The organism is Streptomyces sp. NPDC001816 (assembly GCF_042892235.1).
GTDB lineage: Bacteria > Actinomycetota > Actinomycetes > Streptomycetales > Streptomycetaceae > Streptomyces.
In genome coordinates this window covers 141,245-156,362 of sequence record NZ_JBIATY010000010.1, presented here as the reverse complement: position 1 = coordinate 156,362, position 15,118 = coordinate 141,245, and the positions used below count along the sequence as shown (strand labels likewise).

The 15,118-nt window shown below is 71.1% G+C and carries 14 protein-coding genes; 2 read left to right on the top strand and 12 right to left on the bottom strand.

From position 1 onward, the window contains the following. Position 1: 1 nt before the first annotated feature. The 12 genes from secD to pgsA form a co-directional block, all read right to left on the bottom strand. On the bottom strand, positions 2–1,777 hold the full coding sequence (gene secD, locus ACFYZZ_RS31465; RefSeq protein ID WP_389183068.1) for a protein translocase subunit SecD: 1,776 nt from the start codon (positions 1,775–1,777) through the stop codon (positions 2–4). Between the two features lie 140 nt (positions 1,778–1,917). After that, on the bottom strand, positions 1,918–2,424 hold the full coding sequence (yajC, locus tag ACFYZZ_RS31460) for a preprotein translocase subunit YajC (RefSeq protein WP_389183065.1): 507 nt from the start codon (positions 2,422–2,424) through the stop codon (positions 1,918–1,920). A 178-nt stretch (positions 2,425–2,602) separates the two neighbouring features. After that, positions 2,603–3,697 carry a Holliday junction branch migration DNA helicase RuvB gene (ruvB, locus tag ACFYZZ_RS31455; protein WP_389183062.1) on the bottom strand — a complete coding sequence of 365 codons (1,095 nt, stop codon included), beginning with the start codon at positions 3,695–3,697 and terminating at the stop codon, positions 2,603–2,605. 25 nt (positions 3,698–3,722) lie between these two features. Then, positions 3,723–4,328: a Holliday junction branch migration protein RuvA gene (ruvA, locus tag ACFYZZ_RS31450; protein ID WP_389183059.1), complete on the bottom strand. Its 606-nt coding sequence runs from the start codon at positions 4,326–4,328 to the stop codon at positions 3,723–3,725. Further along, the gene (gene ruvC / locus ACFYZZ_RS31445; protein WP_389183056.1) at positions 4,325–4,864 is read right to left on the bottom strand and encodes a crossover junction endodeoxyribonuclease RuvC; all 540 of its coding nucleotides are present in this window, start codon (positions 4,862–4,864) and stop codon (positions 4,325–4,327) included. The genes ruvA and ruvC overlap by 4 nt, the downstream gene beginning before the upstream one ends. A gap of 107 nt (positions 4,865–4,971) precedes the next feature. Next, positions 4,972–5,724 carry a YebC/PmpR family DNA-binding transcriptional regulator gene (locus ACFYZZ_RS31440; protein ID WP_389183053.1) on the bottom strand — a complete coding sequence of 251 codons (753 nt, stop codon included), beginning with the start codon at positions 5,722–5,724 and terminating at the stop codon, positions 4,972–4,974. A 49-nt stretch (positions 5,725–5,773) separates the two neighbouring features. Then, positions 5,774–6,379 (bottom strand): pyridoxal 5'-phosphate synthase glutaminase subunit PdxT, encoded by a 606-nt coding sequence (gene pdxT, locus ACFYZZ_RS31435; RefSeq protein ID WP_386574845.1) that lies wholly within the window; start codon positions 6,377–6,379, stop codon positions 5,774–5,776. Between the two features lie 13 nt (positions 6,380–6,392). Then, positions 6,393–7,298, bottom strand: a complete 906-nt coding sequence (gene pdxS, locus ACFYZZ_RS31430) for a pyridoxal 5'-phosphate synthase lyase subunit PdxS (RefSeq protein ID WP_386574844.1) — start codon at positions 7,296–7,298, stop codon at positions 6,393–6,395. A gap of 115 nt (positions 7,299–7,413) precedes the next feature. After that, on the bottom strand, positions 7,414–7,956 hold the full coding sequence (locus ACFYZZ_RS31425; protein ID WP_389183050.1) for a hypothetical protein: 543 nt from the start codon (positions 7,954–7,956) through the stop codon (positions 7,414–7,416). Between the two features lie 48 nt (positions 7,957–8,004). Next, positions 8,005–9,165: a glycosyltransferase family 4 protein gene (locus ACFYZZ_RS31420; protein WP_386574842.1), complete on the bottom strand. Its 1,161-nt coding sequence runs from the start codon at positions 9,163–9,165 to the stop codon at positions 8,005–8,007. Next, on the bottom strand, positions 9,162–10,070 hold the full coding sequence (locus ACFYZZ_RS31415; protein WP_389183047.1) for a phosphatidylinositol mannoside acyltransferase: 909 nt from the start codon (positions 10,068–10,070) through the stop codon (positions 9,162–9,164). Before ACFYZZ_RS31415 ends, ACFYZZ_RS31420 begins: the two co-directional genes overlap by 4 nt. Further along, positions 10,067–10,747 (bottom strand): phosphatidylinositol phosphate synthase, encoded by a 681-nt coding sequence (gene pgsA, locus ACFYZZ_RS31410; RefSeq protein ID WP_389183044.1) that lies wholly within the window; start codon positions 10,745–10,747, stop codon positions 10,067–10,069. The genes ACFYZZ_RS31415 and pgsA overlap by 4 nt, the downstream gene beginning before the upstream one ends. Before the next feature lie 283 nt (positions 10,748–11,030). Here pgsA and ACFYZZ_RS31405 point away from each other — a divergent pair, with 283 nt between their 5' ends. Then, positions 11,031–13,229: an elongation factor G-like protein EF-G2 gene (locus ACFYZZ_RS31405; protein WP_389183041.1), complete on the top strand. Its 2,199-nt coding sequence runs from the start codon at positions 11,031–11,033 to the stop codon at positions 13,227–13,229. A 212-nt stretch (positions 13,230–13,441) separates the two neighbouring features. Then, entirely contained in the window at positions 13,442–15,088 is a 1,647-nt protein-coding gene (locus ACFYZZ_RS31400; protein WP_389183038.1) for a hypothetical protein, read from the top strand. The last annotated feature ends 30 nt before the right edge of the window (positions 15,089–15,118 follow it).

Sequence of the window (15,118 nt, the reverse complement as noted above, 5' to 3'; positions counted from 1 at the left end):
CTCAGGCCTCCTTCGGGTCGACAGAGCCGGCGGCAGGACCGGCGGGACGGCGGGTGCGGCGCAGCGGCGGCTTGGCACCCAGGCTCTTCGGGTCGAGTCCGGACCACTTGTGGCCGTCCGCGAAGAACTTGCGGCGGGCGAGGAGAGTCATCAGCGGCTTGGTGAAGAAGAAGACCACGACCACGTCGAGCACGGTGGTCAGGCCGAGCGTGAACGCGAAGCCCTGCACCTTGCCGACCGTCACGATGAACAGCACCGCTGCGGCGAGGAACGACACGAAGTCGGAGACCAGGATCGTGCGCCGGGCGCGCGGCCAGGCCCGCTCGACGGCGGGGCGCAGCGAGCGGCCCTCGCGGATCTCGTCCCGGATGCGTTCGAAGTACACGATGAACGAGTCCGCGGTGATACCGATGGCGACGATGGCACCACAGACGGCCGGAAGGTTCAGCGCGAAGCCGATGGCCGGGCCGAGCAGCGACATGATCACGTAGGTGAGCATCGCGGAGACGAGCAGGGACGCCATGGCCACGACCGACAGACCGCGGTAGTAGGCGACCAGGTAGATCACGACCAGAGCGAGGCCGATCGCGCCCGCGAGCAGACCGGCGTGCAGCTGCTCACCACCGAGCGCGGCGGTCACCGTGGTGACGGTCTCCTCCTTGAAGGACAGCGGCAGCGCGCCGTACGACAGCATGTTGGCGAGGCTCTGCGCCTCCTGCTGCGTGAAGCTGCCGGAGATCTCCGCCTGGCCACCCGAGATGGCCGTCTGCACGAACGGGCTGGAGACGACCTCGCCGTCGAGGACGATGCCGAACTCGTTCTGCGGGGTTGTCTTCTTGGCCAGCTCGGCGGTGATGTCCGCGAACTTCTTCGACCCGCTGGAGGTGAAGGTCATCTGGACCTGCCAGCCGGCGGCACCCTGGGTGTCGATCACGGCCTGGGCCTTCTTCACCTCGGTGCCGTCCACGGCGGCCGGGCCGAGCAGGTACTTGTACCAGATGTTCTTGTTCTCGCCGCAGGCCACGGTGGGCTCGCCGGGCTTGGCGTTCGTACCGGCCTTGGCGCGCTGGTCGGGCTTGGAGCAGTCCAGCGCGGCGTACTGCGCCTGGAGCTTGGTGGCCTCGGCGGTGCCTCCCGAGGACGACGCGGACGGGCTCGGCGACGACGTGGCGCTCGGGGAGCCGGAGGACGACGGCGTGGCGTCGGCCTTCAGGGCGTCGGTGACGGCGCGGCCCTGCGAGGTGGCGGTGGCCGTCGGCGTCGGGGACCCGGAGGAGGACGAGGACGCCTTCTCCTTGGCGGAGGCGCTGCTCGACGGGCTCGGCGAGCCGCTGCCGCTGGGGGACGCGCTCGGCGAGGGGCTCGCGGCCGATCCCGTGGGCTCGCTGGCGAGCACCGGGCGGAAGTACAGCTTGGCGGTGGTGCCGACCTGCTGCTGGGCCTGCTTGGAGTTGGTGCCCTTGGGGATGTTCACGATGATGTGATCGGTCCCCTGGGTCTGCACCTCCGCCTCGGAGACGCCCAGGCCGTTGACACGGCGGTTCATGATGTCGACCGCGGTGTCCATGTTGGCCTTGTTGATCGCGGACCCCTGGTCGGCCTTCGCCTTGAGCGTGATGCTCGTACCACCGGCGAGGTCGATGCCGAGACGCGGAGTCTTGTTCCCGGAGGCGAACATCCCTCCGGTCATAGCCACGATGGCGATCAGGATGAGGGCCAGCGAGCGCCCTGGCTTGCTCTGGGCGCTCGCGCTCCGGCCCCTCTTAGGTGCTGCCACCTTCTCGTACTCCCTCTCGGGCCGCCCCGCGCCGGGTCGGCGCGGTCGGCCATGACATGGTGTCGGGCTCCCGTACGGAAAACAGACGCGCCCGGGGTGCTCGGGGTGCGGTCAGGCCGCGCCCCGAACCCCGGACGTGACTACTTCGCGTCGGTGTCGCCGTCGGTCTTCTTCGGCTCTTCGTCCGCCTTGGCCTCGGCGGCCTCGGGGGCCTCGTCGGCCTTGTCCTCGTCGGCGTCCTTCTTACCGAGGTCGACGGCCTTGTCGTCGGAGGCGGCGGCAGCGGCGTCGGCAGACTCGTCGGTCTCGGTGAGGGAGGAGGCGTCGTCCGGGACGATGGCGGCGTCGGACTTCAGGTCGTGCTCGATGCCGTGGACGATGCGGTTGTACTCGTCGTCCGAGAGGACGGCGCCGATCGCGTTCTTGGCGAAGAGGAGGTCCACGCCGGGGCCGGCGTCGAGGAGGACGGTGTCCTCGTTGACCTCCTTGACCGTCGCGTACATCCCCCCGATGGTGCGGACACCGGAGCCGGGCTGCATCTCGTTCCGCATGTTGGCGGCCTGCTGCTGCTTCTTCTTGGCCGAGCGCGTCATCAGGAACATGGCCGCGATGAGCACGATGAAGGGGAGAAGGGTAAAGGCATTCACGGGACGGAATTTCCTTCGCGCGACCGCGCGGTGAGCGGCCTGATGGATGGGGGTGTTGGTCGGCGCCACCCGCAAGGGCGGCATCGGCGGAGTCTAAGCGAGTCCGCGTGCATGGAACAACGCTCAGCATGGCACCTGGGTTCCTGCCCCCGCCATTGCCCTCGCCGTCACGGAGCGGTCACGCCCCGAACAGGTCCTGTTGTCCGTTTCCCCCGGCCGCCGAGCGGGGCGGGGTCAGTCCGAGGTGCGCCCAGGCCGCGGGAGTGGCGACCCGGCCCCGTGGGGTGCGGGCCAGCAGACCCTCTCTGACCAGGAACGGTTCGGCGACCTCCTCGACGGTCTCGCGCTCCTCCCCCACCGCGACGGCGAGCGTGGACAGGCCCACCGGACCGCCGCCGAACAGCTTCAGCAGCGCCTCCAGGACGGCCCGGTCGAGGCGGTCGAGGCCGCGCGCGTCGACCTCGTAGACGGCGAGGGCGGCCGCGGAGATCTCGCGAGTGATCACGCCGTCGGCCTTGACCTGCGCGTAGTCGCGTACGCGGCGCAGCAGTCGGTTGGCGATACGGGGCGTGCCGCGGGAGCGGCCGGCGATCTCGGCGGCGCCGTTCGGGTCGATCTCGACGTCGAGCAGGTGCGCCGAGCGGTGCACGACACGCTCCAGCTCGGCGGGCTCGTAGAACTCCATGTGCGCGGTGAAGCCGAAGCGGTCGCGCAGCGGGGGCGGCAGCAGGCCCGCGCGCGTGGTGGCGCCGACCAGTGTGAACGGGGGCAGCTCCAGGGGGATGGCGGTGGCGCCGGGGCCCTTGCCGACGATGACGTCGACGCGGAAGTCCTCCATGGCCATGTACAGCATCTCCTCGGCGGGCCGGGACATGCGGTGGATCTCGTCCAGGAAGAGGACCTCGCCCTCCTGGAGGGAGGAGAGGATCGCGGCGAGGTCGCCGGCGTGCTGGATGGCGGGGCCGGAGGTGATACGGATGGGGGCGCCCATCTCGGCCGCGATGATCATCGACAGGGTGGTCTTGCCCAGGCCGGGCGCGCCGGAGAGCAGCACGTGGTCGGCGGTCGCCCCCCGCGCGCGTGCGGCGCGCAGGACCAGGTCGAGCTGCTCGCGCACCTTCTCCTGGCCGATGAACTCGCCGAGGTCCTTGGGGCGCAGGGCGGCCTCGACGGCCTGGTCCTCGCGGTCGGCGACAGAGCCCACCAGCCGCTCCGCGGCGGGGCCGACGAGCTGCTCCTCGGCAGCGCCGTCGGTCGTCTCGTCCCAGTTCATGTGATGTGCCTTCGGCTTCGGGGGGTCAGCGGGCTCGGTTCAGGGTCTGCAGGGCGGCCTTCAGCAGCTGGCCCACCTGGGGTGTGCCGCCCGCCGCCTCCGCCTGGGGCGCCACGGCGGCCACGGCCTCCTCGGCCTCACGGGTGGCGTAGCCGAGGCCGATGAGCGCCGCGTGCAGCTGGTCGCGCCAGCCCTGGGTGACCGGGGCGCCGACCGCGGGGGCGCCGGTGGGCGCGCCGAGCCGGTCCTTCAGCTCGAGCAGCAGCTTCTGCGCGCCCTTCTTTCCGATGCCGGGGACCGCGGTGAGGGCCTTCTCGTCACCGGTGGCGATGGCGCGGCGCAGTGCGTCCGGCGTGTGCACGGCGAGCATCGCCTGGGCGAGGCGCGGTCCGACCCCGCTCGCGGTCTGCAGCAGTTCGAAGACCTGGCGCTCGTCGTCGTCCGCGAAGCCGTACAGGGTCAGCGAGTCCTCGCGCACCACCAGGGAGGTGGCGAGCTTGGTCTGCCGGCCCATGCGCAGGCCGGAGAGCGTGTTCGGGGTGCACTGGACGGCGATGCCGATGCCACCCACCTCGACCACCGCGGAGTCGGGGGCGAGGGCGGCGACCGGGCCGCTGACGAACGCGATCATGCCGTACGGCCTTTCGTTGCGTGGACTGGGTGCCGGGCGACGGCCTGCTGGAGCCGGTTCTGGGCGGGGGCGCGCCAGATGTGGCAGATGGCCAGGGCGAGGGCGTCGGCGGCGTCGGCCGGCTTCGGCGGGGCGCTGAGCCGCAGCAGGCGGGTGACCATGGCCCCGACCTGGGCCTTGTCGGCGCGGCCGCTGCCGGTGACGGCGGCCTTGACCTCGCTGGGGGTGTGCAGGGCGACGGGGATGCCCCGCCGGGCGGCGCACAGCATGGCGACGGCGCTGGCCTGGGCGGTGCCCATCACCGTGCGCACGTTGTGCTGGCTGAAGACGCGCTCGACGGCGACGAACTCGGGCCGGTGCTCGTCCAGCCACTCCTCGATGCCCTGCTCGACGGCGAGCAGCCTGAGGCTCAGGTCGGCGTCCGCGGGTGTCCGTACGACCCCGACGCCGAGCATGGTGAGCGGCCGGCCCGCGACCCCCTCGACCACGCCGACACCACACCGGGTCAGCCCGGGGTCCACCCCCAGTACACGCACGTGCGCCCCCTCCATCGATCGCCTGTTTGTGCAGGCTATCGGGTGCCACTGACAACGCGACGGGCCGACGGGGTGTGTCCCGTCGGCCCGTCGCGTTCGCGTCGGTGTCAGGCTTCGACCTTCTCCATGATGTCGTCGCTGACGTCGAAGTTGGCGAAGACGTTCTGCACGTCGTCGCTGTCCTCGAGCGCGTCGATCAGCTTGAAGATCTTCTTGGCGCCCTCCTCGTCCAGTTCGACCTGGACGGACGGCACGAAGCTGGACTCGGCGGAGTCGTAGTCGATGCCGGCCTCCTGGAGGGCGGTGCGGACCGCGACCAGGTCGGTGGCCTCGCTGATGACCTCGAAGGACTCACCGAGGTCGTTGACCTCCTCGGCACCCGCGTCCAGCACGGCACCCAGCACGTCGTCCTCGGTCAGCTCGCCCTTGGGGACGATGATGACGCCCTTGCGGCTGAACATGTACGACACCGAGCCCGGGTCGGCCATGTTGCCGCCGTTGCGGGTCATGGCGACACGGACGTCCGAGGCGGCACGGTTGCGGTTGTCGGTGAGGCACTCGATGAGCACCGCGACACCGTTGGGGCCGTAGCCCTCGTACATGATCGTCTCGTAGTCGGCGCCGCCGGCCTCGAGACCACCGCCGCGCTTGATCGCGGAGTCGATGTTCTTGTTCGGGACCGACTGCTTCTTGGCCTTCTGGACGGCGTCGTAGAGCGTCGGGTTGCCCTCGAGGTCGACACCGCCCATACGCGCCGCGACCTCGATGTTCTTGATCAGCTTCGCGAAGAGCTTGCCGCGCTTGGCGTCGATCACGGCCTTCTTGTGCTTCGTCGTGGCCCATTTAGAGTGGCCGGACATCTGCCTGTCTCCTTCGCGTAACCCATCTCTGCAACGAACTCCAGAGATCCTACAAGGATTCCGGTGTCCGGTTGGCGCGCACCATGTCGACGAACAGGGAGTGCACGCGGTGGTCGCCGGTCAGTTCCGGGTGGAACGACGTGGCCAGCACGTTGCCCTGACGGACCGCGACGATGTGGCCGTCGTGCTCGGCGAGCACCTCGGCCTCGGCCCCGACGGACTCGACCCAGGGGGCGCGGATGAAGACGCCCTCTACAGGATCGCCCTCGACGCCCTTGACGTCGACCGCCGCCTCGAAGGACTCGTTCTGCCGTCCGAAGGCGTTGCGGCGCACGATCATGTCGATGCCGCCGATCGTCTCCTGGCCCGAGCGCGGGTCGAGGATCTTGTCCGCGAGCATGATCATGCCGGCGCAGGTGCCGTAGACGGGCATGCCGTCGCGTACGCGCGCGCGGAGGGGCTCCATCACTCCGAAGAGGACGGCCAGCTTGGAGATGGTGGTGGACTCGCCGCCGGGCAGGACGAGACCGTCGACCTCGGCGAGTTCCTCGGGGCGCCGCACCGGCCTGGCCACGGCGTCAGCCGCGGCCAGGGCGATGAGGTGCTCCCGTACGTCGCCCTGGAGGGCCAGGACGCCTATGACGGGGGTGTTCATGTGTTCCGGTGCCTTACCAGCCGCGGTTCGCGTAGCGCTCGGCCTCGGGGAGGGTGTCGCAGTTGATGCCGACCATGGCCTCGCCCAGGTTGCGGGAAGCGTCCGCGATGATCTTCGGGTCGTCGAAGAAGGTGGTGGCCTTCACGATGGCGGCGGCGCGCTTGGCCGGGTCGCCGGACTTGAAGATGCCGGAGCCCACGAACACACCCTCGGCGCCGAGCTGGCGCATCAGGGCGGCGTCGGCCGGGGTGGCGACACCACCGGCGGAGAAGAGGACCACCGGGAGCTTGCCCAGCTCGGCGACCTCCTTGACCAGCTCGTACGGGGCGCGCAGCTCCTTGGCGGCGGCGTACAGCTCGTTGTTGTCGTAGCCGCGCAGGCGGGCGATCTCGTTCTTGATCTGGCGCAGGTGGCGGACGGCCTCGACCACGTTGCCGGTGCCGGCCTCGCCCTTGGAGCGGATCATCGCGGCGCCCTCGGCGATGCGGCGCAGGGCCTCGCCCAGGTTGGTGGCACCACAGACGAAGGGGGTGGTGAAGGCCCACTTGTCGGAGTGGTTGACCTCGTCGGCCGGGGTGAGGACCTCGGACTCGTCGATGTAGTCGACGCCGAGGGACTGCAGCACCTGGGCCTCGACGAAGTGGCCGATGCGGGACTTCGCCATGACCGGGATGGAGACGGCGTTGATGATGCCCTCGATCATGTCCGGGTCGGACATGCGGGCCACGCCGCCGTCCTTGCGGATGTCGGCCGGGACCCGCTCCAGGGCCATGACCGCGACGGCGCCCGCGTCCTCGGCGATCTTCGCCTGCTCCGGCGTGACGACGTCCATGATCACGCCGCCCTTGAGCTGCTCGGCCATGCCGCGCTTCACGCGGGCGGTGCCGGTCTCGGGAGCCTGGTTCTCGGTGGTGGACACGGGTGACCTCACTGAAGGGAAAGAGGGTTTTCTGCTCCAGAGAGGAAACGTGAGTGGACCAGGCCACAGCAAGGGCCAATGGCAACCCGGTGGATCCTTTTGGTCCACCAAAGGTTCAGGAGGCCCGCTCCACCAGGGCCGCGGGAGGCTCGTCGTCCATCTCGAAGGCCAGCGGGAAGGGGGCGTGGCCGGCCAGTCGGAACCAGCGCACCTTGCGGTGCTCCCGGAGCCTGCGGGCGGCTCCCACGGCGTCGTTGTGGAAGCGGCGGGCCATGGGGACCCGGCGTACCGCTTCGGCCAGCTCGCAGGCCGCCGACTCGCCGCCCGGGGCCTCCCGTACGGCCTCGACCTGCTGCGGATCCTCGAACACCGCGCGCAGCGCCTGGCTCAGCTCGCTCTCCGCCACCTCCCGCTGCTCCTCCTCGGCCTGCCGGGCGGCGTGCGCGGCCTCGTAGAGCACGATCGAGGCGGCGGGGTCCAGCACGCCCGAGGTCGCCAGTTCCTGCGTCACGGAGGCCCGCCGCAGCAGCTGCGCGTCCAGCGCGGCCCGCGCGGCGTCCATCCGCACGTGCAGCCGGTCCAGCCGGCCGGCCGTCCAGCTCAGGTACAGGCCGATGGCGACGAGTGCGACGAGGATCCAGATGAGGGTTGCGGTCACGGGCGAAGGTTAGTCGGCCCGCGAGGCCGGCCGGAGCAGACCCTCGCCTCAGTCCCGCGCCAGCCCGAACCGTGCCCTGAAGCCCGTGCGCTCGTCGGTGGCCACCGCGGACGTACCGGTGGTGACCGTCTCGTACACCGACAGGATGTCCGCGCCGACCGTGGACCAGTCGAAGCGGCGTACGTGGGCGCTGCCCCGCTCGCGCAGCTCGGCCCGGCGGTCCGGGTCGGCCAGCAGCCGTACGGCGGCCTCGGCCAGGGCGTCCGCGTCCTCGTTGGCGAAGACCTCGCCGGCCTGGCCCTGGTCGAGGACCTGGACGAAGGCGTCCAGGTCGGAGGCGAGGACGGGGGCGCCCGCCGACATGGCCTCGACGAGGATGATGCCGAAGCTCTCGCCACCCGTGTTGGGCGCGACGTACAGGTCGACGCTGCGCAGGAAGCGCGCCTTGTCCTCGTCGCTGATCATGCCGAGGAACTCGACGCGGGAGCGCAGCTCCTCGGGCAGGTCCTCGACGGCCGCCTCCTCGTCGCCGCGTCCCGCGACCAGCAGACGCGTCTGCGGGCGGGCGGCGAGGATCTTCGGGAGGGCCTTCATCAGGACCGGCAGGCCCTTGCGGGGCTCGTCGATCCGGCCGATGAAGCCGAGCGTGTCTCCCTGCCATTCGGGGTTCGGCTCGGCCTTGGCGAAGAAGTCGACGTCGACGCCGTTCGGGATGACCACCGCGTCACCGCCCAGGTGCTCGACCAGGGTGCGGCGGGCGTACTCGCTGACCGCGATGCGCGCGCTGATCTTCTCCAGCGCGGCCTGCAGAATCGCGTACGCGGCGATCATCGCGCGCGAGCGGGGGTTGGAGGTGTGGAAGGTGGCCACGATGGGGCCCTGGGCCGCCCAGCAGGTCAGCAGGCCGAGCGACGGGGAGGTCGGCTCGTGGATGTGGACCACGTCGAACGCGCCGTCGTGCAGCCAGCGCCGCACCCGCGCGGCCGACAGGAAGCCGAAGTTCAGGCGGGCCACCGAGCCGTTGTACGGCACCGGGACCGCGCGGCCGGCCGAGACGACGTACGGCGGCAGCGGGGTGTCGTCGTCGGCGGGAGCGAGGACGGAGACCTCGTGGCCGAGGCGGATGAAGTACTCGGCGAGGTCGCGGATGTGGAACTGGACGCCACCGGGCACGTCCCAGGAGTACGGGCAGACGATCCCGATTCTCACGAGGGTCCCTTCGCGGGGTCGAGGTCGGCGAGCCACAGGCGCTGGAGCATGTGCCAGTCCTCCGGGTGATCGGCGATCCCCTTGGCGAAGACGTCGGCCAGTGCCTGTGTCATGACAGACGTCTTCTCGGCCCGGTCGCCTGTCTCCGGTACCTCGATCGGGGGATGCACCTGGCCCTTCATGACGGGCGAGTCGTCGTACCAGAGCGTGACGGGCATCAGCAGCGCGCCGGTCTGCTGGGCGAGCAGGGCCGGGCCCGCGGGCATCCGGGTCCGCTCGCCGAAGAAGTCGACCTCGACGCCGGACGCGGACAGGTCCCGGTCGGCGACCAGGCAGACCAGGCCGCCGTCGCGCAGCCTCCGGGCCAGGGTGCCGAAGGCGGTGCCACCGCTGTGCGGCAGGACCTCCATGCCGAGGCCCTCGCGGTAGGCGACGAAGCGGTCGTAGAGCGTCTCGGGCTTCAGCCGCTCGGCGACCGTGGTGAACGGCGTCTCCAGCTTGGTGGTGACCCAGGCACCGGCCAGGTCCCAGTTGGCCATGTGCGGCAGCGCGAGGATCAGGCCCCGGGGGGAGGCGATCCCGTCAATCAGGTGGTGCACGTCCGTGCACTCGAAGCCCGTCTTCACGCGCTCGGCGCTCCAGGCGGGCAGCCGGAAGGACTCCATCCAGTAGCGCAGGTACGAGCGCATGCCCGCGCGGGAGAGTTCGGCGAGGCGCTCGGGCCCGGCGTCGGGCACCACGCGCGCGTAGTTCGCCTCCAGCCGCAGGACGCCCTTGCCGCGCTGCCTCCAGGCGAGGTCGGCGATGGACCGGCCGAGGCGGACCGCGGCGGGTTCCGGGAGCTTCTTGACGGTGCTCCAGCCGAGGCCGTAGAGCGAGTCGGTGAGCCGGTCGGCGGTGCTCACTTCGCCGCCTCCCTCCCCTGGGACGCGTTCTGCTGCGCCGCGGCCTCGGCCTCGGCCTCGGCGGACTCGCGACGGACGGTGACGACCCGCTGGACGAGGGTGACGAGGCTGCCCACGGCGACGATCCACAGGGCGATCGGGAGGAGGACCTGGATGCCCGGGACGCCGAACGTGTGGAGGCCGGCCAGACCGGCCGCCACCAGCGAGATCACCAGCCGCTCGGCACGCTCGACGAGGCCGTTGACGGCGACCGGCAGTCCGATCGACTCGCCGCGCGCCTTGGTGTACGACACCACCTGACCGCTGGCCAGGCAGAAGATCGAGACGGCGCACAGGGCGTTGTTGTCGCCGTTGCCCGCGTACCACAGGGCGAAGCCGCCGAAGATCGCGCCGTCGGCCACCCGGTCGAGCGTGGAGTCCAGGAAGGCGCCCCAGCGGCTGGAGCGGCCCAGCTGGCGGGCCATGTTGCCGTCGACCAGGTCGGAGAAGACGAACAGGGTGATCACGATCGTGCCCCAGAAGAACTCGCCCCGGGGGAAGAAGACCAGCGCGCCCGCGACGACACCGGCCGTGCCGATGAGCGTGACCGCGTCGGGGCTGACGCCTCGCCGGATGAGAAACGCGGCGAACGGTGTGAGGACACGCGTGAAGAATGCACGCGCGTACTTGTTCAGCATGGCCTTCCCGACGGTCGTGGCGCCGCGGCCCTGGTGGCCACCGGCTGGCCCATCGTAGTCACGCGCACGCGTACGTGACGGGCGGGCACCCGCAGACGTGCCGCGAACCGGTGCACACCCGCCCGCGCGGGGGGGCGCGTGGCGCGATCGGCGTCCGTCGTATGGACGCAGCATGACGGGAGTGGAAAGCTCGAAGGACCGCGGGCGTCGCAGGAGCCGCCAGTGCACGCGGTGCCGCGTGTCCGCGCCCACAGTGACCTCACCGTCCACGGGAGGCAGGATCATGGGCGACAAGGCGCAAACACACCCCGGGGCCGCCGGCAGGGCAGTGGCGGCCGACCACCCCGCGTCCGTACGGAATGTGGTGCTGGTCGGCCACTCCGGTTCGGGCAAGACGACTCTGGTGGAGGCCCTCGCGCTGACCGCGGGGGCTGTGAACCGGGCGGGCCGCGTGGAGGACGGCGGCACCGTCTCCGACTACGACGAGATCGAGCACCGGCAGCAACGCTCGGTACAGCTGTCCCTGGCCCCGGTCGAATGGGACGGGTTCAAGATCAACATCCTCGACACCCCTGGGTACGCCGACTTCGTCGGCGAGCTGAGGGCCGGTCTGCGAGCGGCGGACGCGGCCCTCTTCGTCGTCTCGGCCTCGGACGGCGTGGACGGCTCGACCCGCATGGTGTGGGAGGAGTGCCAGGCCGTCGGCATGCCCCGCGCGATCGTGATCACGCACCTGGAGGCCGCCCGGGCGGACTTCGAGGAGATGACCCGGGTGTGCGCGGAGGCCTTCGGCGCCGACGACCCCGACGCCGTGCTGCCGCTGTACCTGCCGCTGCGCGGGCCGGAGGGCCCCGACGGGCACGCGCCCGTGACCGGGCTGATCGGGCTGCTGTCGCAGAAGCTCTTCGACTACGCGTCCGGGGAGCGCAAGGAGTCCGAGCCCGGCGAGGACCAGCTGCCGCACATCGCGGAGGCCCGCAACCGGCTCATCGAGGGGATCATCGCCGAGAGCGAGGACGAGACCCTCATGGACCGCTACCTGGGCGGCGAGCAGATCGACGTCAAGACGCTGATCGACGATCTGGAGCGGGCCGTCGCGCGTGGCACCTTCTTCCCGGTCCTGGCGGCCGCCCCCGCCGCCGAGGGCGCCCGGCAGGGCCTCGGTACGGTCGAGCTGCTTGAGCTGATCACCGGCGGGTTCCCGACCCCGTTCGAGCACCCCATGCCCGGGGTCACCACCATCGACGGCAAGCCACGCGAGCTGAAGGCCTGCGACACGGGCGGCCCGCTGGTCGCCGAGGTCGTGAAGACCGCCTCCGACCCGTATGTCGGCCGGATCTCGCTGGTCCGCGTCTTCTCCGGCACCCTGCGCCCCGACGAGACGGTGCACGTCTCCGGGCACGGCCTGGCAGACCGCGGGCACGAGGACCACGACGTGGACGAGCGGATCGGCGCGCTGTCCACCCCCTTCGGCAAGCAGCAGCGCCCGGTGACGCACGCCGTCGCGGGCGACCTGGTGTGCGTGGCCAAGCTCGGCCGCGCCGAGACCGGGGACACGCTCTCGGCCAAGGACGACCCGCTCCTGATGGAGCCCTGGCAGATGCCCGACCCGCTGCTGCCGGTCGCCATCCAGGCGCACAGCAAGGCGGACGAGGACAAGCTTTCGCAGGGGCTGAGCCGGCTGGTCGCCGAGGATCCGACGATGCGCCTGGAGCAGAACCAGGACACCCACCAGGTGGTCCTGTGGTGCCTGGGCGAGGCCCACTCGGACGTCGCCCTGGAGCGGCTGCGCAGCCGCTACGGCGTCCAGGTCGACGTCGTCCCGCACCGCGTCTCCCTGCGGGAGACGTTCGCGACGAAGGCCGCGGGGCGCGGCCGGCACGTCAAGCAGTCCGGCGGGCACGGGCAGTACGCCATCTGTGAGATCGAGGTGGAGCCGCTGCCGGGCGGCTCGGGCATCGAGTTCGTGGACAAGGTGGTGGGCGGCGCCGTACCGCGCCAGTTCATCCCGTCCGTGGAGAAGGGCGTACGGGCACAGGCCGCGAAGGGCGTGGTCGCCGGGTATCCGCTGGTGGACGTGCGGATCACGCTGCTGGACGGCAAGGCGCACTCGGTGGACTCCTCCGACGCCGCCTTCCAGACGGCGGGCGCGTTGGCCCTGCGCGAGGCCGCGGGCCAGACGCGGATCCATCTGCTGGAGCCGGTGGCCGAGGTGACCGTGCTGGTCGCCGACGACTACGTGGGCGCGGTGATGAGCGACCTGTCGAGCCGGCGCGGCCGGGTGCTCGGCACCGAGCAGGTGGGCTCCGGACGGACCCTGGTCCGCGCCGAGGTTCCCGAGTTCGAGATCGGCCGCTACGCGATCGACCTGCGCTCCCTGTCGCACGGGACGGCGCGCTTCGACCGGGCGTACGCCCGGCACGAGCCGATGCCGCCGCAGATCGCCGAGCGGATCCGCGAACAGGCGGGAGAATCCTCGTAGTTCACCATCGGTGGACGTCATGCGTCGGCGGGCGGCTTGGGCCGTCCGCCGACGCGCTGTCAGTGGCTGCGGATACGCTGATCATCTGATCACGGTGTGCCGAACTCGTGCGGTAGTGGCTTGGTCTCGGCACGACGGGCTGTTCAACAGGTGTGCGGGGCAGGGAAGTCGGGAAGGCCGCAGAAGCGAGACCGGCGGCGATGGGGGCGGGAATGTCGGTTGGAACGGAGTGGGACGGACCGCAGGTGCCCGTGTCCGGCGACGAGGGGCAGGCGGCGACCTTCGCGCTGGCCTCGGCGGCCTACCGGGACAACGCGGTCGAGGACATCAAGAAGACCGACAACGAGTGGCACCAGTCGACGGTCAAGGCCGGCCGGATCGCCCTGCTCAAGCCGAACCTCGGCGAGGCCTTCTCGCGGGCCGTCGTCGACCGCATGCTCGCGCCCGGGCGCAAGCCGCTCATCCAGTCCTTCGGCGCCGAGCCCCAGGTCGTCGTGGAGCACTGCCTGGCGGCCAACAACATCCGCCGGGAGCGGGACAACCGGCTGTCCCTGGTCATGGTGGTGTGCGGCCTGATCTTCCTGCCGGGCCTCGTCGGCTGGCTGCTCGTCTTCCAGCTGCGCACGTACGTCGCCAAGCGCGACGACAAGCGGGCCGGGGCGCTCGCCACCGCCCTGCTCGCCGGGGTCGGCGTGCTCGCCGCGCTCTTCCTGCTGAAGATGCCGTTCACCGGGTTCTGGGCGTGGTACGCGCGCGGTTGCGTCGTGGCCCCGGTGCTGGGCTGGTTCTGGGCCAAGCAGATCTGCGAGCGCACCGCGAAGGACCTGCGGGCGCGCTGGGACGGCCTGCTCTCGGGCACCAGCGTCGGCGCCAAGGTCCCCGAGGCCGTGCCGCGCAGCCCGGGCGAGACCGCGGCCGAGCAGCTGCGCCAGTCGCTGGCCCGGCTCAGTGCCGAGCAGCAGTCCAACTCGGTCTTCTATGCCGGTCCCAAGGGCATACTCGGCATGGGCACCCGCTGGGGCGCCTGGCAGCTCGCCGAGGATCTGGTGCCCGCCGACCCCACCCGGGAGATCCACCCCTTCCGCAGCTGGGACGTCATACGCGCTATCCATGACCAGCTGCGCATGCTGGAGCGCGGCCCGCTGAACACCGGCGGCTTCCCGCGGCCCTCGATACGGCACTGGATCGTCACGCCGATCGGGGAGAACGCCAAGGAGGTGTCCCGGCCCGGGGGCACGGACGTCGAGGCGTTCCAGGTCAAGCCGCACGCCATACAGGACATCTGCAACAAGCAGCAGTTCGGCAGCGGCGACCGGCACTATCTGGGCGTGCAGTGGACCCTGTGGGACGGCCAGCTGGTTCTCACCATGCTGATCACGGTGACCGTGCTGCACGAGACGCTGCGCATCGAGGTGACCGGGCACGCGCTGGGGCCGGTGAACCCGCTGTTCACCGCGAAGTCGGCGGCGCCGACCAAGGAGGTCGCCAAGTCCCTCAAGCCGTGGGAGACCCGCACGGTCAAGCTGCCGCTGGTGCGCACCGACGAGGTGGTGCGGCTCGCCGCGCGCGCCCCGCTGACCTGGTATCCGCCGCTCCTCAACTGGCTCGGCGGCTCCCTCGCGCTGCCCGAGCCCTTCGGCCTCCGGCACGCCTGGGCCGACCAGCCCTGGCGGCACCGCTTCATGGCCGACGACGCGCTGCGCGCGGCCACGCCCGTGCTGCGGGTGGTGCACTCGGCCGCACTCCGGGTCCTGGCGGAGAACGGCGTGGACACGGCGAAGTTCGGCAACCGCTCGTCCGTGCTCAGCGGTCTGGTGCAGGATGCGTCGCCGAGGAAGGCAGACCTGTACGACGCGTAGGGGTGCCCCCTGGCAAGGGCACCCAGGGGC